The organism is Afipia sp. GW821-FHT14H12 (genome assembly GCF_058803465.1).
On sequence record NZ_JBXAOZ010000002.1, the window covers coordinates 426,404 to 441,924 of the forward strand.

At 61.5% G+C, this 15,521-nt stretch carries 15 protein-coding genes; 8 read left to right on the top strand and 7 right to left on the bottom strand.

From position 1 onward, the window contains the following. Nucleotides 1-7: 7 nt before the first annotated feature. The 4 genes from AC1RNA_RS13570 to rpiA form a co-directional block, all read right to left on the bottom strand. Nucleotides 8-1,168, bottom strand: coding sequence for a YncE family protein (locus AC1RNA_RS13570; protein WP_009339154.1), 1,161 nt, complete (start codon nucleotides 1,166-1,168; stop codon nucleotides 8-10). A 117-nt stretch (nucleotides 1,169-1,285) separates the two neighbouring features. Then, a complete protein-coding gene (gene gor / locus AC1RNA_RS13575) occupies nucleotides 1,286-2,671 on the bottom strand; it encodes a glutathione-disulfide reductase (protein ID WP_492951443.1) in 1,386 nt (461 codons plus the stop codon). Nucleotides 2,672-2,735: 64 nt separating this feature from the next. Next, the gene (locus AC1RNA_RS13580) at nucleotides 2,736-3,239 is read right to left on the bottom strand and encodes a DUF2059 domain-containing protein (RefSeq protein ID WP_009339152.1); all 504 of its coding nucleotides are present in this window, start codon (nucleotides 3,237-3,239) and stop codon (nucleotides 2,736-2,738) included. Between the two features lie 10 nt (nucleotides 3,240-3,249). Further along, on the bottom strand, nucleotides 3,250-3,960 hold the full coding sequence (rpiA, locus tag AC1RNA_RS13585; RefSeq protein ID WP_492951444.1) for a ribose-5-phosphate isomerase RpiA: 711 nt from the start codon (nucleotides 3,958-3,960) through the stop codon (nucleotides 3,250-3,252). Between the two features lie 137 nt (nucleotides 3,961-4,097). On the opposite strand from rpiA, the gene AC1RNA_RS13590 reads away from it, so the two are divergent. The 5 genes from AC1RNA_RS13590 to AC1RNA_RS13610 all read left to right on the top strand — a co-directional run bounded on the left by AC1RNA_RS13590 (nucleotide 4,098) and on the right by AC1RNA_RS13610 (nucleotide 9,187). Next, entirely contained in the window at nucleotides 4,098-4,781 is a 684-nt protein-coding gene (locus AC1RNA_RS13590) for an HAD-IA family hydrolase (protein WP_492951445.1), read from the top strand. Between the two features lie 170 nt (nucleotides 4,782-4,951). Then, entirely contained in the window at nucleotides 4,952-5,395 is a 444-nt protein-coding gene (locus AC1RNA_RS13595; protein ID WP_009339149.1) for a PEGA domain-containing protein, read from the top strand. A gap of 115 nt (nucleotides 5,396-5,510) precedes the next feature. Then, nucleotides 5,511-6,542 (top strand): GTP 3',8-cyclase MoaA, encoded by a 1,032-nt coding sequence (moaA, locus tag AC1RNA_RS13600; protein WP_492951446.1) that lies wholly within the window; start codon nucleotides 5,511-5,513, stop codon nucleotides 6,540-6,542. A 166-nt stretch (nucleotides 6,543-6,708) separates the two neighbouring features. Beyond that, nucleotides 6,709-7,305, top strand: a complete 597-nt coding sequence (locus AC1RNA_RS13605; RefSeq protein ID WP_009339147.1) for a TRAP transporter small permease subunit — start codon at nucleotides 6,709-6,711, stop codon at nucleotides 7,303-7,305. Between the two features lie 37 nt (nucleotides 7,306-7,342). Then, nucleotides 7,343-9,187 (top strand): TRAP transporter large permease, encoded by a 1,845-nt coding sequence (locus AC1RNA_RS13610; RefSeq protein ID WP_492951447.1) that lies wholly within the window; start codon nucleotides 7,343-7,345, stop codon nucleotides 9,185-9,187. A gap of 63 nt (nucleotides 9,188-9,250) precedes the next feature. On the opposite strand, the gene AC1RNA_RS13615 is transcribed toward AC1RNA_RS13610, so the two are convergent. The 3 genes from AC1RNA_RS13615 to AC1RNA_RS13625 form a co-directional block, all read right to left on the bottom strand. After that, a complete protein-coding gene (locus AC1RNA_RS13615) occupies nucleotides 9,251-10,339 on the bottom strand; it encodes a TRAP transporter substrate-binding protein (RefSeq protein WP_492951448.1) in 1,089 nt (362 codons plus the stop codon). Between the two features lie 166 nt (nucleotides 10,340-10,505). Then, nucleotides 10,506-11,594, bottom strand: a complete 1,089-nt coding sequence (locus tag AC1RNA_RS13620) for a TRAP transporter substrate-binding protein (RefSeq protein WP_009339144.1) — start codon at nucleotides 11,592-11,594, stop codon at nucleotides 10,506-10,508. Between the two features lie 141 nt (nucleotides 11,595-11,735). Beyond that, on the bottom strand, nucleotides 11,736-12,845 hold the full coding sequence (locus AC1RNA_RS13625; RefSeq protein WP_009339143.1) for an Mrp/NBP35 family ATP-binding protein: 1,110 nt from the start codon (nucleotides 12,843-12,845) through the stop codon (nucleotides 11,736-11,738). Between the two features lie 253 nt (nucleotides 12,846-13,098). Here AC1RNA_RS13625 and AC1RNA_RS13630 point away from each other — a divergent pair, with 253 nt between their 5' ends. The 3 genes from AC1RNA_RS13630 to AC1RNA_RS13640 are packed head-to-tail and all read left to right on the top strand — an operon-like array spanning nucleotide 13,099 to nucleotide 15,497. Further along, the gene (locus AC1RNA_RS13630; RefSeq protein ID WP_009339142.1) at nucleotides 13,099-13,740 is read left to right on the top strand and encodes a DUF47 domain-containing protein; all 642 of its coding nucleotides are present in this window, start codon (nucleotides 13,099-13,101) and stop codon (nucleotides 13,738-13,740) included. 12 nt (nucleotides 13,741-13,752) lie between these two features. Next, on the top strand, nucleotides 13,753-14,757 hold the full coding sequence (locus tag AC1RNA_RS13635; protein WP_009339141.1) for an inorganic phosphate transporter: 1,005 nt from the start codon (nucleotides 13,753-13,755) through the stop codon (nucleotides 14,755-14,757). A gap of 23 nt (nucleotides 14,758-14,780) precedes the next feature. After that, a complete protein-coding gene (locus AC1RNA_RS13640; protein WP_492951449.1) occupies nucleotides 14,781-15,497 on the top strand; it encodes an MgtC/SapB family protein in 717 nt (238 codons plus the stop codon). The last annotated feature ends 24 nt before the right edge of the window (nucleotides 15,498-15,521 follow it).

A 15,521-nucleotide genomic window follows, 5' to 3' on the forward strand; every position in this document is an offset into this window, starting at 1 on the left:
CTTGTCATCAATCCGCGATGCGGATGCCCGCCGGTCCGTTGGCCTTCAGTGATGCGCTCTTTTTCAACTTTTTGCCGTCGAAGTCGAACACCATGATCTCGTTCTCGATCATGCACTGGACCAGAACCTTCTTGGCGTTCTTGTTGAAGGTCACGCCCTGACACCAGTGGCCGACATTCGTCTGCGTCACGAAGGACAGCTTCTTGTCCTTGAGACGATAGATTTTCAGGATGCCGTGGTCATTGTAGATCGGCGCGGACTTGGACTTGTTCGAACCGTTCATGACCGCAAGCGCGAGGTACTGCCCGTCACGAGACAGCGTCATGCCCTCGGGCGTCGGACCGACGGTGACGGCATCGATGGTGCGCGGCGGATTCGCCTTCACGTCGATGATGCTGACCGTGTCGTCATCGCCATTGCCGTTGTTGAGACCGAGATCGGCCACCACCGCTACGTCGCCCTTCGGCGACATGTTGATGCCGTAGGGACGCAGACCCGCGGCGATATCGCGCTTGGTGTATTCGATCTTGTCGCCGTCGATCTTCAGCACCGAGACCTTGTTGTCGCCATCGCGGGTGACGAAAGCGAGCTTGCCATCGGGGGTGAAAGCCACCGCGCAGGGGCCCGATTTCGGCGCGCCGAAGTCAATCTTACCCGCAGGCGTCAACGTTTTGCCGCTGATCTTGAAGATCGAAACCGTGCCCTCGGAACGATTTGCCACGAGCGCAAGGTTACCCGCAGGATTGATCGAGACGCCCGCAGCCCCCGGCCCGGCTTCCAGCGTGGCGGACACCACCGGCGGCTTCGCCTTCAGGTCGATCACCGAGAGCCTGTTGTCGGCAACGATCTTCTTCGGATCGGCCGGATCGACCTTCATCGCGCCGGTGACCAGCGCGAACGATTCATCCTTGGCAACCGCGACGCTGGTCGGCGGCCCCACCGCGCTGGCGGGCGCGGCCACCTCGCCGATCACCTTCGGCGGCGACTGGTTGAGGTCGATGACGAAAACGCTATCCGGCACGAGCGGATCGCGCACCTGGGACTTGCCGTCATTCAAAGCCGACTTGCCGTCATTGGCGGATACGGCGATCTGGGCCGTTGCCGCCACCGGCGTCAGCAAAGCCAGCGCCAGAACAAGGGCGCAGGTCTGCGGTACTCGATAAACCATGGATGCTCTCTCCCCCCGGTGTTTTTTCACACAGACCGGAATCCGGGCAGCGCCGGTCTGACAGACCAGCTAACACCGGCACGGGTAAATTCGTCCACTAGGAAGTTACAGGAGAGGTTATTCCGCCGCTTGCCGGACGTGCCGCGCCGCGGGCGTGCGCATGGTGACGAGTTCTTCGGCGCTCGTCGGATGCAAGGCCATGGTGGCGTCAAAGTCGGCCTTGGTCGCCTTCATCTTGATGGCGATGGCTACCACCTGCGTCAACTCGGCAGCCTCGGGGCCAACGATATGGCAGCCAAGAACGCGATCCGTGGAGCCATCGACAATGAGCTTCATCAGCACGCGGCTCTCGCTGCCGGACATCGTCGCCTTGATCGGACGGAAATCGGCCTTGTAGATATCGACGCGGTTATATCGTGCGCGGGCCGCTTCCTCGGTCAGGCCGACGGTCCCGACCTGCGGCTGCGAGAACACCGCTGTCGGAATGCTGTCGTGATCGACGACGACCGGCTTGTTGCCGAACACCGTGTCGGCGAAGGCGTGCCCTTCCCTGATCGCCACCGGCGTCAGGTTCATGCGGTGAGTGACATCGCCCACCGCGTAGATATTCGGGACATTGGTGCGCGAATGCTCGTCCACCGCGATGCCGCCATTGACGGGATTGAGCGCGACGCCGGCCTTTTCCAGACCTAGCCCGTTGACGCAGGGATGGCGGCCGATCGCGAACATCACCTGATCGGCGGCGACGCTCGAGCCGTTCGACAGATGCGCGGTGAAAATATCGCCGTGGCGGTCCACGCGATCGACCGTGCAGGAGGTCAGAAGCGTGACGCCCGCCTTCTCCATCTCGCCGCGAACGTGCTTGCGCACATCCTCGTCGAAGCCGCGCAGGATGTTGTCGCCACGATAGATCAGCGTGACGTCTGAGCCGAGGCCGTTGAAGATCGAGGCGAACTCGAGCGCGATATAGCCGCCGCCCTGAATGACGATGCGCTCGGGAAATTTCTCCAGATGGAAAACCTCGTTCGAGGAAATCACATGCTCGATGCCGGGGATCGCCGCGCCATGATTGGGCATGCCACCGGTCGCGATCAGAACGTGTTTGGCCGTAACCTTCTCGCCGGTTGAGAGCCGCAGCGTATGCGGGTCCTCGAACACCGCGCGCGCCTTCACTGTCTGGGCACCGGCCTTTTCGAGGTTTGCGGCGTAGATGCCTTCAAGGCGGGCAATTTCCTTGTCCTTGTTGGCAATCAGTGTCGTCCAGTCGAAGTTCGCTTCCGGAATGGTCCAGCCGAACCCGGCGGCGTCCTTCACCTCGGTCGAGACCAGCGAGGCCAGCATCATCAGCTTCTTCGGCACGCAGCCGCGGATCACGCAGGTGCCGCCGAAGCGATATTCCTCGGCAATCATGACGCGCGCGCCATAACCCGCCGCGATGCGGGCCGCACGGACACCACCGGAGCCGCCCCCGATCACAAACAGATCAACGTCGAAGTTTGTCATGTACTGCCCGCGCGCCCGAAACCAGTCATTCGCGGGCATGCCGCAAATGACCGATATGCCGGTGTCAGATGGCCTTGCCGCGCGCCTTCATCTCGGCGCGGAACTTGTCGATGATCTTCTGGGAGAAGGTCTGCGCCCACTGATCCATGAAGCCGCGCGAGGCTGCGAAGATCTGCGGCTCCTGCTCGATCACCTTCTTGCCGAGCGGCGACTTGTACCAGGCGGCGATGTCCTTCAGCTCCTGCTCGGAGAAGCGCGAGGCATAGATCTTTGCGATCTCCTCGCCGATCTCCTTCTCGCCACCGGCGAGGTCCTTCGCCACCTTGGGCGCGAGCTCGTTGAGATCCTTCTGGTAGTTGAGGTTGCTCGACACGAGCGTCCCCTTGGCGCGCTCGACGAGGCTCGGCACCGCTTCCTTGTAGAGTTCCTCGATGTGCTTGTCGTGGAGGATATCCTTGGCGGTCGCAATCGCCGCCGGTGACGGGTTGGGGTTCGACTGCGCGAAAGCCGGGCCTGCCATCACGCCGACAAAGCCAGCCGCCAGAAGGGCGTAAATCGTCTTCTTCATTTCAAGCTCCTCAAACCCGGCCTGCCGGCCGATCAACGATACGAAGCCCCTGCGATCCGGCCAGAATGGCCGTTTTCGCAAGGCCGATGAACAATCCATGCTCCACCACGCCGGGAATAGCGCTGAGAAGCGCAGCAAGCCGCGGCGGGTCCGGGATACGTCCCAGATGAGCGTCCAGGATCCAGTGGCCGCCATCGGTGACAAAAGCATGGCCATCCTTGCCCTGCCGAAGGCTTATTTCGCCTGCGACACCGGCCTGCGCGAAGGCCGCAGCCAGCGCATGGCGGGTCGCCCCGAGACCGAACGGGATGACTTCCACCGGCAGCGGAAACCGCCCGAGGGTGTCCACCCATTTGCTGTCATCGGAAATGACGACCATCCGCGCCGAGGCCGCCGCGACGATCTTCTCGCGCAAAAGCGCGCCGCCACCACCCTTGATGAGATTGAGCGAGGGGTCGATTTCGTCGGCGCCATCCACGGTCAGGTCAAGACGATCGATCTCGTCCAGCGTTGTCAGCGGCACGCCGCAGCGTTCGGCATCGGCCCGCGTCGCCTCGGAGGTCGGCACCCCGATCACGCGCAGGCCGCCGCGCACGCGCTCGCCCAGCAATTCCACGAAATGCTTCGCCGTCGAGCCGGTGCCAAGGCCGAGTTGCATGCCGTTTTCGACATACTCCAGGGCCCGCGCGGCCGCGGCCCGTTTCAGCTCTTCCTTCGACATTGCGCCAGTACCCTCATCACCCGGACGGCGCGGCTTTCTACCCTCGATTTGGCCCGAGGAACAGGGTTGCCACCCCTGAAATCCGCTGATTTTTCCTGCCCCTTGCGCTCGCGCCGGACGCGCGGTAGCGAACAATCATGAGCAATCTACCCCTTATCGTTTTCGACCTCGACGGCACGCTGGTGGACAGTGCGCCGGACCTCGTCAATGCACTGAACTTCGTGCTGGAGCGCGAAGGCCTCCCGGCCGTCCCGCTTGCACCTGCACGAAAAATGATCGGCGCTGGCGCGCGCGCCATGATCGAGCGGGGGCTGGAGGCCGAGGGCCGCGTCTGCACACCGGATTACGTCGCGAAATTGACCGACGATTTCATCGCGTTCTACGCCGACCACATCTCCGACAACACGCGCCCGTTTGAAGGCACCGAAGCCGCCCTCGACGAACTCGCAAGCCAGGGGCACCGGCTCGCCGTCTGCACCAACAAGCTCGAGTGGCTCTCCAACCGGCTGCTGAACAACCTGAAGATGAGCGCGCGGTTCGCCGCGATCTGCGGCGCGGATACCTTCGGCGTCCAGAAACCCGACCCCGCCATCCTGCGCCAGACCATCGCCCGTGCAGGTGGAACGCCTGCGGCTGCGATCATGGTTGGCGATTCCGGGGCCGACATCGGGGTTGCGAAACGGGCGGGTGTTCCCGTCATCGCCGTCGATTTCGGCTACACGCCGATCGCGGTGAAGGATCTCGAGCCCGACCGGCTGATCTCCCATATGCGCGACCTTCCCGCTACGGTGGCGAACATGCTTGTTGCCGCAAGCAATTGATATGGATCAATTTTATGTTGCGTCTTAAGACGCCGCATTAACCGCGTCTCTTAAGATGCAGTGTCGTCCGGTTGCGCTCATATGCCGCGACCCGTATGCTTGGGTATGGGGATCGTGTGCTTGGCCGTGGGGATCGTGTGCCAACCACATCAAAAAAGACGGATGTATCCATGCGTGTCGTTCTGATCGTTGCGGCAGGGCTCAGCCTTGCAGGCTGCTCGTCCACGGATTTCTTCAAATCCACGCCGCCGCAGGTGACCCTGCAACTGGATTCCACGCCTCCGGGGGCCGACGCGACAACGTCCGTCGGGCCAGGATGTAAAACGCCCTGCTCTGTGCAGGTCCCGGCCGGTGAGAACTTCACGGTGACCTACGCGCTGGCGAAATATCAGCCCGCGACCATGGAGGTCACGGTCGTCAAGCAGTCTGGCGCTGATCCGATCCTCGATCCGAACCCGGTGGTCGCCGAGCTCCAGCCCGCCACGCCGCCCAAGAAACCGAAACGCAAGCCGCATCCGAAGCCCAAGGCGGCTGCTCCTGCAGCCCAGCCCGCGCCTGCCGCAACCGCTTCACCGCCGCCGCCCGGCCTGTCGCCGTTCCCTCCGGTCCGCTGAACCGTCTGGTCTAAAAGGGCCCCTGCGTCGGATCGCCGATTGTACCAGACCCTTGCAGCGCCTAAATAAAGCAGGTTGCCCGACCGTGCGAACGGGCAACCTCTGCTGGCGGAACATGATGGACGCTCCTCTGGATACAACGGCCAATACCACTCCAATGATTGATCCGTTCGGACGGACGATCAGCTACCTGCGCGTCTCGGTGACCGACCGCTGCGACCTGCGCTGCTTCTACTGCATGTCCGAGGACATGACCTTCCTGCCCCGCAGCGATCTTCTCACGCTGGAAGAACTCGACCGGCTGTGTTCCGCCTTCATCGCCAAGGGCGTCCGTAAGCTGCGCCTGACCGGTGGCGAGCCACTGGTCCGCCGCAACGTGATGTCGCTGTTCCGCTCGCTCTCGCGCCATTTGCAGAGCGGAGCGCTGAACGAGTTGACGCTCACCAGCAACGGCTCGCAGCTTGAGAAATATGCAGCAGAGCTCGCCGATTGCGGCGTACGCCGGATCAACGTGTCGCTCGACACGCTCGACCGCGACAAGTTCCGCGCCATTACCCGCTGGGGCGACATCGACAAGGTGCTTGCCGGAATCAGGGCCGCACAACGCGCCGGCCTGCGGGTGAAGATCAACGCCGTCGCCCTCAAGAACATGAACGAGGACGAGATCCCGTCCCTGATGCGCTGGGCGCATGGCGAAGGCATGGACATGACGCTGATCGAAGTCATGCCGATGGGCGACATCAGCGGCGGCCGTCTTGACCAATATGTGCCGCTGTCGATGGTGCGCTCACGTCTTGCGACCCAATTCACATTGACCGACCTGTCCGAGAGTTCCGGCGGCCCTGCCCGCTACGTCCATGTCGGCGAGACCGGCGGCAAGCTCGGCTTCATCACCCCGCTGACGCATAATTTCTGCGAATCCTGCAACCGCGTCCGCATCACCTGTACGGGAACATTGCATACCTGCCTCGGCCAGGAGGATGCTTCCGACCTGCGCAAGCCGCTGCGTGCGTCATCCGACGATACCCTGCTGAGCGCTACGATAGATCGTGCGATAGGGTTGAAGCCCAAGGGCCATGATTTCGTGATCGACCGCCGCCATAACGGCCCCAGCGTCAGCCGCCATATGAGCGTGACTGGTGGTTGATATGCCACACCAGATTATTCTCCGGCACCTCCAAACTTCCAATTGACGGCAGCTTTGGGCGCTGATTTTGTCCGCCCGAATTTATCCCGGACAGCTTGAAGCGTTCGACGGACGGCAGACAATCCAGCTAAAATGCCGGGGCGTCTGCGCGGTGGGGGAGGCTTAATTGCAAACTTTGCTCAAGTTGAGTCGCGGCATCGACTCGTTCACGACAGTGATCGGACGATGGCTGTCATGGCTGATCGTCATTGCCGTCATTATCTCGTCCGCCAACGCGACGATCCGCAAAATTTTCGACGTGTCGTCGAACGCCTACCTTGAACTGCAATGGGTTCTGTTCGGCGTGGTCTTCCTGTTGTGCTCTCCGTGGGCGCTACTGAACGGCGATCACATCAAGATCGACATCGTCAATCATCACCTGCCGCTCAAAGTCAGAAGCTGGATCGATCTGATCGGCCACGTTTTCTTCCTGCTGCCGTTCTGTATCGTTCTGCTCTGGACATCGATTCCATTCTTCCTTGTCTCATATCATCAGAACGAACAGTCCTTCAGCGCCGGCGGCTTGCCGCAATGGCCGGCCAAGTCGTTGCTCGTAATCGCCTCCGCCCTGCTCCTGGTGCAGGCGATCTCCGAAATCATCAAGCGCGTTGCCGTGATGCGCGGGCTGCTCCCTGATCCCAACAAGCTGGCACTTTCCGCTCAGGAACAGGCTGCGGCCGAAGCGGCGCGGCTTGCCGAAGCTATTTCCTCAGAAACCCATTAAGCGCGCGAGCGCATTCACGCTCAAAGGACGCAACTGAATGGCTGCGATATTTATTGAATACATGGCACCGATCATGTTCGCGTCGTTGGTGCTGTTTTTGCTCCTCGGCTATCCGGTCGCATTCTCGCTCGCCGCGAACGGCCTGCTGTTCGCTTTGATCGGCATCGAGCTCGGCCTGTTCCGCCCGGACTTCCTTCAAGCACTGCCCGAGCGCGTCTACGGCGTGATGAACAACGAAACGTTGCTCGCCATTCCGTTCTTCACCTTCATGGGGCTGATCCTCGAACGATCCGGCATGGCCGAAGATCTGCTCGAAACCATCGGGCAGCTTTTCGGCAGCGTCCGCGGCGGCATCGCCTATGCCGTGGTGTTCGTCGGCGCCCTGCTTGCCGCCACCACCGGCGTCGTCGCGGCGTCAGTAATCTCGATGGGCCTGATCTCGCTGCCGATCATGTTGCGCTACGGCTACGACCGCCGGGTCGCGACCGGCATCATCGCCGCATCCGGCACGCTCGCACAAATCATCCCGCCCTCTCTCGTCCTCATCGTGATGGCCGACCAGCTCGGCCGCTCGGTCGGCGACATGTACGAAGGCGCCTTCATCCCCGGCATCGTGCTGTCGATCCTCTATGCGTCCTACATCTTCCTGCTGACGATCTTCGCGCCGAAGGCCGTACCCGGCCTCCCGTTGGAAGCCCAGACGCTGCGCGACCCCGAGACCGCGCAGCATCGCATGGTGCTGCCGGTCGCCGCTCTTGCCGCAGCGGGCGCCGCCTACCTTTTCGCAGTCAAGCTCGGTCTGTTCGACTGGACCGCGCCGGTGTTCGATATGATTTCGAGCAATGTGCAGGTCCGCCACGGCTTCTGGTTCATGATTCTACTGGCGATCTTCGTCAAGCCGTTCATCGGCATTGTCCGCACGATGACGCTCTCGCTTTTCATCGTCTTTGTCGGCTCGACAATCCTTGCCCTGATCGCGATGGGCTTTACCAGCGTCAAGGCCGGTGCGGATTACGTGGTTCTCACCATGTCGCTCGTGGTCGCGATCTCCTTCGTGATTGCGGTCCTCAACAAGCTCCTGGGCCTGAAATTGCTCTCGCGCCTTGCCGAACAGGTCGTGTTCGTCATGGTTCCTCCGCTCGGCCTCGTCTTCCTCGTGCTCGGCACGATCTTCATCGGCGTGGCTACGCCGACCGAAGGCGGCGCCATGGGCGCCACCGGCGCGCTGATCCTGGGCTTGATGAAGCGCCGGCTCTCGTTCGACCTGACCCGTCAGGCTGTCGAGTCGACCGCGAAGCTCTCCGCTTTCGTGATGTTCATTCTGGTCGGCGCGCGCGTCTTCTCGCTGACCTTCTACGGAGTGGATGGCCACCGCTGGGTCGAGCATCTTCTGGTCTCGCTGCCGGGCGGCCAAGTCGGCTTCCTGCTGTTCGTGAACGCCTTCGTCTTCGTCCTCGCGTTCTTCCTCGATTTCTTCGAGTTGGCCTTCATCATCATTCCCCTCCTCGGCCCGGTCGCGGAGAAATTGGGCATCGACCTGATCTGGTTCGGCGTCATCCTCGGCGTGAACATGCAGACATCGTTCATGCATCCGCCATTCGGGTTTGCGCTGTTCTACCTGCGATCCGTCGCACCGAAGGAATCCTACATCGACCGTGTCAGCGGACGGCGCATGGAGCCTGTCACGACCGCGCAGATTTACTGGGGCTCGGTGCCTTTCGTCATCATCCAGGTCATCATGGTCTGCCTGGTCATCCTGTTCCCGCAGATGGTGATGCACTACAAGGGAACGCTGTCCACGGTCGATCCATCGAAGGTGAAGATCGAAATCCCTCAGATCGAGATGCCCCAACTCGATCTTGGAATACCCAACATCAAATAGCGCTCCGCAAATACGAAAGCCCGGCTTCAAAAGCCGGGCTTTTTGCATTTCGGGAGGCCTGTATCAGCCGCGGCTGCGGGAACGGATCTGGAAGTTGTCAAACGTCAGTTCGGCGACCTGCCACCACAGATACTCGTCGTTGCGATAGGCCTGCATCGCCTCGATTGATGTCTTGAAGGTCGGATTCTTGGCGGAAATTTCCGCCCACAACTCGTTCGTCGCCTTGAAGGCCGCCTGCAGGATGTCCTGATTGAAGGGGCGCAGCATCGTGCCGTTCGCCACAAGGCGTTTCAGAGCTGCGGGATTCTGCTCGTCATAGCGCGCCGCCATATAGATGTTGGCATTCGCCATCGCGTTGGAGACGATCGCCTGATAGGTCTTCGGCAGCGAATTCCACTTCGCCAGATTCGTGAAGACATGGATCATCGGCCCGCCTTCCCAAAAGCCGGGATAATAATAAAACGGCGCCACCTTCTGAAAGCCGAGCTTCTCGTCGTCGTAAGGCCCGACCCACTCTGCCGCATCGATGGTGCCTTTTTCCAGCGCCGGGTAGATGTCGCTGCCCGCAAGCTGTTGCGGCACGACGCCGAGCTTCGCCATGACCTGCCCCGCGATGCCACCGATGCGCATTTTCAGGCCACGCAGATCGGCAACCGTCTTGATCTCCTTGCGAAACCAGCCACCCATCTGGGTGTTGGTGTTGCCGCACGGATGCGCGATCACGCCGTACTTCTTGAAGAACTCGTTGCCGAGCTGTTCGCCGCCGCCCTGGTACCACCAGGAGTTCTGCATCCGCGCGTTCAGCCCGAACGGCACGCAGGAAAAAACCGCAAAGGTGGGGTCCTTGCCGACATAATAGTAAGCGACGCTGTGTCCCATCTCGACGGTGCCGTTCGCAGCGGCGTCGAACGCCTGCAAGCCTGGCACGACTTCACCCGCGGCGAAGACCTCGATCTGGAATTTGTTGTCGGTCATTTCGGCGACTTGCTTCGCCATCACCACGCCCGCGCCATAGAGCGTGTCGAGAGACTTCGGGAAACTCGACGTCATCCGCCATTTGATGACCGGCATCGATTGGGCAATCGCCGGCGCGGCAATGGATGCGCCGGCGGCACTGGCTGCCGACACTTTCAGAAAATCGCGACGCTTCATGAAATACCCCCAATCCTGCCTGGAACCGGGTCTATCGGAATTGCGCACGGCAAAAAAGGATTATCATCGTCACACGAGGGTCTTCTCGTGCAATGCAGCAGAATCTTCTGCGCAGCAAAAAGCCCGGCCCCTGCGGGGCCGGGCTTCGATTTCACGTGATGATCGATCAGCCGCGGGTGCGCGAACGGATCTGGAAGCTGTCGAAGGTGTATTCGGCAACCTGCCACCACAGATACTCGTCGCCGCGATAGGCCTGCATCGCGTCGATCGACTTCTTGAAATCCGGGTTCTTCGCCGAAATTTCAGCCCAGAGGGTGTTGGTCGCCTTGAGGCTTGCCTCGAGCACTTCATTGCTGAACGGACGAAGCTGCGTGCCGCCCGCAACCAGACGCTTGAGGGCGCCGGGGTTCTGCAGATCATAACGCGCGGCCATCAGCGTGTTGGCGTTCGCGTTCGCGTTCGCCAGAATCGACTGATAGTGCTTCGGCAGCGCATTCCACTTCTCAAGATTGGTGAGCGAGTGGACCATCAGGCCGCCTTCCCAGAAGCCGGGATAGTAATAATACGGCGCAACCTTGTTGAAGCCGAGCTTTTCATCGTCATACGGACCGATCCACTCGGCCGCATCGATGGTGCCCTTTTCCAGCGACGGATAGATGTCGCCGCCGGCGAGCTGCTGCGGCACGACGCCGAGCTTCGCCAGCACCTGCCCTGCGATGCCGCCGATGCGCATCTTCAGGCCGGAGAGATCGGAAACGGTCTTGATCTCCTTGCGGAACCAGCCGCCCATCTGGGTGCCCGTGTTGCCGCAGGGATGTGCGATCACGCCATGCTTCTTGAAAAACTCGTTGGCGAGCTGTTCACCGCCGCCCTGATACCACCAGGAATTCTGCATGCGCGCATTGAGGCCGAACGGAACGGCCGCATAGATCGCGAAGGTCGGATCCTTGCCGACGTAATAGTAAGTGGCTGTATGGCACATCTCGACGGTGCCGTTCGAGGTGGCATCCAGCGCTTGCAGACCCGGCACGACCTCGCCAGCGGCGAAGACCTGGATCTGAAACTTGTTGTCGGTCATTTCGGCGACCTGCTTCGCCATCAGCTCGGCCGCGCCATAGATCGTATCCAGCGACTTCGGGAAGCTGGACGTCAGCCGCCATTTGACCTCAGGCGACGATTGGGCAATCGCCGGCGAGGCGACGGCTGCCGTTGCTGCGCCCGCAGCCGTTACTTTGAGAAAATCGCGACGCTTCATTTACTTCTACCTCCTCTGGCAGACCTTCGAGTCCGCTAAACTTGCCGTCTAGCATGGAACTTTCAAGTTCAAAACGCGACAAGTCGTGCAGCGACGCTAAACACAAGGTCGCATAAGCAGCAGGTGTCGAAATATTACCGCTCAGGCGGCGGCCGTTTGTAGCCGCAATGCGTCTTTGATCTTTCCGGCGATGGCACGATAGATTTCCGCATGCTTGCCGGATGGATCGGTCTCCAGCACCGGGCGGCCTTCGTCCGAACCCTCGCGAATGGCGATGTCGAGCGGTATTTCGCCCAGGAATGGAACACCGACCCGCTCCGCCTCATGACGCGCGCCGCCATGTCCGAAAATATCGGATCGCGTATTGCAGTGCGGGCACATGAAATAGCTCATATTCTCGATAATGCCGAGGGTCGGAACATCGACCTTCTTGAACATCGTGATTCCGCGCCGCGCGTCGATCAAGGCGAGATCCTGCGGCGTCGAAACGATGACAGCGCCCGCCAGCGGCACCTGCTGGGCGAGCGAAAGCTGGACGTCGCCTGTCCCCGGCGGCATGTCGACCACCAGCACGTCGAGGTCTCCCCAGGCGACATCCTGCAGCATCTGCTTGACCGCCGACTGGATCATCGGCCCGCGCCAGATCATTGCGGTTTCTTCGGCCACCAGGAATCCGATCGACATCAGCGTCAGGCCGAAGCGCTGAAGCGGAATCATCTTCTTGTCGTCGGTGAGCTTCGGCATCTCCTTGACGCCCGTCAGCCTCGGCACGGACGGTCCGTAAATATCGGCGTCGAGCAGCCCGGTTTTCAGCCCGAGGTCGCGCAGACCGAGCGCCAGATTGAGGGCCGTCGTCGATTTGCCGACCCCGCCTTTGCCCGAAGCCACCGCAATGATGGTCTTGATGCCGGGAATGGCCTTCTGCTTGCCCATCGGCGAATCCCCGCCCGCGCCGTGATGATGCGCAGCCGCCGGCTTGACGCCACCCGTTGGCCCGGAGCCCGGGCGCCGCTCGGCCGTCAGCGCGACCATCACCGTCTTGATCCCCGGAAGGGCGCGCACTGTCTCCTCCGCCTGGGCCCTGATCGCCTCCCAGGCGCGGGCTTCCGCCGCATCCACCGTCAGGGAGAAAAAAACCTTGCCGTCGGTTGCCGTGATCTCGGACAGGACCTTCGCGGCCGGGAGCGGCACGCCCTTGGGGGTCTGAATCTTGGCCAAACTGTTCAAAACGTCGTCTTTGGTCACACTCACATCGGTCTCCTGACAGCCTGATCGCAGGGACTTTTCCCCAAATAGCGGGGCCTTCCGCCTCCCGCGACCGAGACGGTCTTACCACTCCGCCTCCGGCGGTACCACCGCTGGCCCGGCGACATTTTTTCAGTCAAATCGGGGCAAGATTGATCCTCCTTAAAGCGGTGGATGAAGATTTTTGACGCGGAAAATTCTGCGCCAAATGGCGAAAATGACATAAAAGGTTCACGCAATCTGTAGCGGGGGCACGTTTATGCGCTGGTTCAAGGCATTGATGCCAAAGGAACATTCGTTCTTTGAGCTATTTGCCAGACATTCCCGAACACTCGTCGACGGGGCGGAAGCCCTCCAGGGCATGCTCCGGGGCGGGGCCGAAATCGAATTCTACTGCGACAAGATCAGCCAGTATGAGAACGAGGCCGACAACATCACCCGCGAAGTGATGATGGCGATCCGGCGCTCTTTCATCACGCCCTTCGACCGCGGCGATATCAAGAACCTCATCGCCGCGATGGATGACGCCATCGACCAGATGCAGCAGACGGCTAAAACAGTCCGGCTGTTCGAGGTCAAGGAGTTCGACCAGCCGATGCAGGAGATGGGCGCCATCATCCAGCACTGCGCCGAGCTCGTGGTCCGCGCCCTGCCTCTCCTGCAATCGATCGGCGCCAACGTCGCCACGCTCTCCTCCATCACGGAAGAACTGACGCGGCTTGAAGGCAAGGTGGACGACCTGCACGATCTCGGTTTGAAGAAACTGTTCCTCAAGCACCGCAGCGGCAATGCCATGGACTACATCGTCGGGGCCGAAATCTACGACCATCTCGAGAAAGTGGCGGACCGTTTCGACGACGTCGCCAATGAGATCAACAGCATCGTGATTGAACAGGTCTGAACGGATAGTCTCGTGACCGCTTCACTCACGCCTCAACTTCTGATCGGCCTGGTCGCGGTCGCGCTGCTGTTCGATTTTCTCAACGGCCTGCACGATGCCGCGAACTCGATCGCAACGATCGTCTCCACGCGGGTGCTGAAGCCGCAATATGCGGTGCTGTGGGCAGCCTTCTTCAATTTCATCGCGTTCCTGTTTTTCGGCCTCCACGTCGCCGAGACGCTGGGCACCGGGATCATCGACCCCGGCATCGTCGATCCGCATGTGATCTTCGCAGCCCTCATGGGTGCGATCGTCTGGAATCTCATCACCTGGGCGGCGGCCATTCCCTCCTCAAGCTCGCACGCGTTGATCGGCGGGCTGGTCGGCGCCGGGCTTGCAAAGGCGGGCTTCGTCGCGTTGGAATGGTCGGGCCTCACCAAAACCATTCTGGCGATTTTCCTGTCTCCAATGATCGGGTTCGTCCTCGCGCTCGTCCTGATCGTCGTCGTGGCGTGGTGCTCCGCGCGCTCGACGCCGTTCATGGTGGACAGCGCCTTCCGCATCCTGCAATTCGGCTCCGCATCGCTCTATTCGCTCGGCCACGGCGGCAACGACGCGCAGAAGACCATGGGCATCATCGCGATCCTGCTGTTCTCGCAGGGTTATGGCGGCGATCATTTTCATGTCCCGCTCTGGGTCGTTCTGGCCTGCCAGGCGGCGATGGCGCTCGGCACCCTGATGGGCGGCTGGCGCATCGTGCGCACCATGGGCAGCCGCATCACCCACCTCAATCCGATGCAGGGCTTCTGCGCCGAAACGGGCGGCGCGCTGACACTATTTGCGGCGACCGCACTCGGCGTTCCGGTCTCGACCACCCACACCATCACCGGCGCCATCGTCGGCGTCGGCTCGGCGCGGCGGCTGTCCGCCGTCCGCTGGAATATCGCAAGCTCCATCGTGGTCGCCTGGATTATCACCATCCCCGCCGCCGCCGCCGTCGCGGCCCTTGTGTATTGGCTCGTGCCGATCTTTCATTAGCCCTCCCGCAAGGTGGAGCGCCGATGATCAGCAACATCAGCAACGTCGAAATCCTTCTTCGGTTGGCCGCGGCCGCGGCCCTGGGCAGCATGGTCGGCTTCGAGCGTGAACGCCTGCTCTGGGCCGCCGGCATCCGCACCCACATGCTGGTGTGCGTCGGCTCATGCCTGATCATGATCGTATCGGCTTACGGGTTTGCCGGCGTGCTGGGCCAGGAGCATACCGTGCTGGACCCCTCCCGCGTCGCCGCGCAGGTCGTCTCGGGCATCGGCTTTCTCGGCGCGGGCTCGATCCTCGCCCGTGGCGAGATCATCAAGGGACTGACCACCGCGGCCAGCATCTGGACCGTCGCAGCGATCGGGCTTGCCATCGGCGGCGGCCTCTACTTCGCAGGCACAGCCTCCACCATCCTGATCCTGATCATTTTGGCCGGCGTGAAGCCGCTGGAGGAGGCCTACCATGCCCGCAACCAGACCGTCCATTTCAAGATCACGGCGGAGCGTGGCGCCCTGAGCCCGGAGGAATTGCGCCAGACGCTGTCGCTGCGGGTCAGTCAGATCAAACGCTTCGTGGTAGAAAATCGCAGTGGCGATGAGGGTAACGACGAAATCCTCGTGCTTCTGAACAAGGTGTCCTCGCAGGATATCGCCGACTTCAAGAACAGGTTGAACGAGGTCCCGGCAATCCGCCGGGTCGATCTCATCAGCCGTTCAGCCGCCGACAACTCGTCCGCGACCTGATCCCCCGCAGCTTTCACCGAAAGC

Bases quoted from the DNA above. Each gene is read 5' to 3' on its own strand.
- AC1RNA_RS13570 (WP_009339154.1), bottom strand. From the start codon at position 1,168: ATGGTTTATCGAGTACCGCAGACCTGCGCCCTTGTTCTGGCGCTGGCT.
- gor (WP_492951443.1), bottom strand. From the start codon at position 2,671: ATGACAAACTTCGACGTTGATCTGTTTGTGATCGGGGGCGGCTCCGGT.
- AC1RNA_RS13580 (WP_009339152.1), bottom strand. From the start codon at position 3,239: ATGAAGAAGACGATTTACGCCCTTCTGGCGGCTGGCTTTGTCGGCGTG.
- rpiA (WP_492951444.1), bottom strand. From the start codon at position 3,960: ATGTCGAAGGAAGAGCTGAAACGGGCCGCGGCCGCGCGGGCCCTGGAG.
- AC1RNA_RS13590 (WP_492951445.1), top strand. From the start codon at position 4,098: ATGAGCAATCTACCCCTTATCGTTTTCGACCTCGACGGCACGCTGGTG.
- AC1RNA_RS13595 (WP_009339149.1), top strand. From the start codon at position 4,952: ATGCGTGTCGTTCTGATCGTTGCGGCAGGGCTCAGCCTTGCAGGCTGC.
- moaA (WP_492951446.1), top strand. From the start codon at position 5,511: ATGATGGACGCTCCTCTGGATACAACGGCCAATACCACTCCAATGATT.
- AC1RNA_RS13610 (WP_492951447.1), top strand. From the start codon at position 7,343: ATGGCTGCGATATTTATTGAATACATGGCACCGATCATGTTCGCGTCG.
- AC1RNA_RS13615 (WP_492951448.1), bottom strand. From the start codon at position 10,339: ATGAAGCGTCGCGATTTTCTGAAAGTGTCGGCAGCCAGTGCCGCCGGC.
- AC1RNA_RS13620 (WP_009339144.1), bottom strand. From the start codon at position 11,594: ATGAAGCGTCGCGATTTTCTCAAAGTAACGGCTGCGGGCGCAGCAACG.
- AC1RNA_RS13630 (WP_009339142.1), top strand. From the start codon at position 13,099: ATGCGCTGGTTCAAGGCATTGATGCCAAAGGAACATTCGTTCTTTGAG.
- AC1RNA_RS13640 (WP_492951449.1), top strand. From the start codon at position 14,781: ATGATCAGCAACATCAGCAACGTCGAAATCCTTCTTCGGTTGGCCGCG.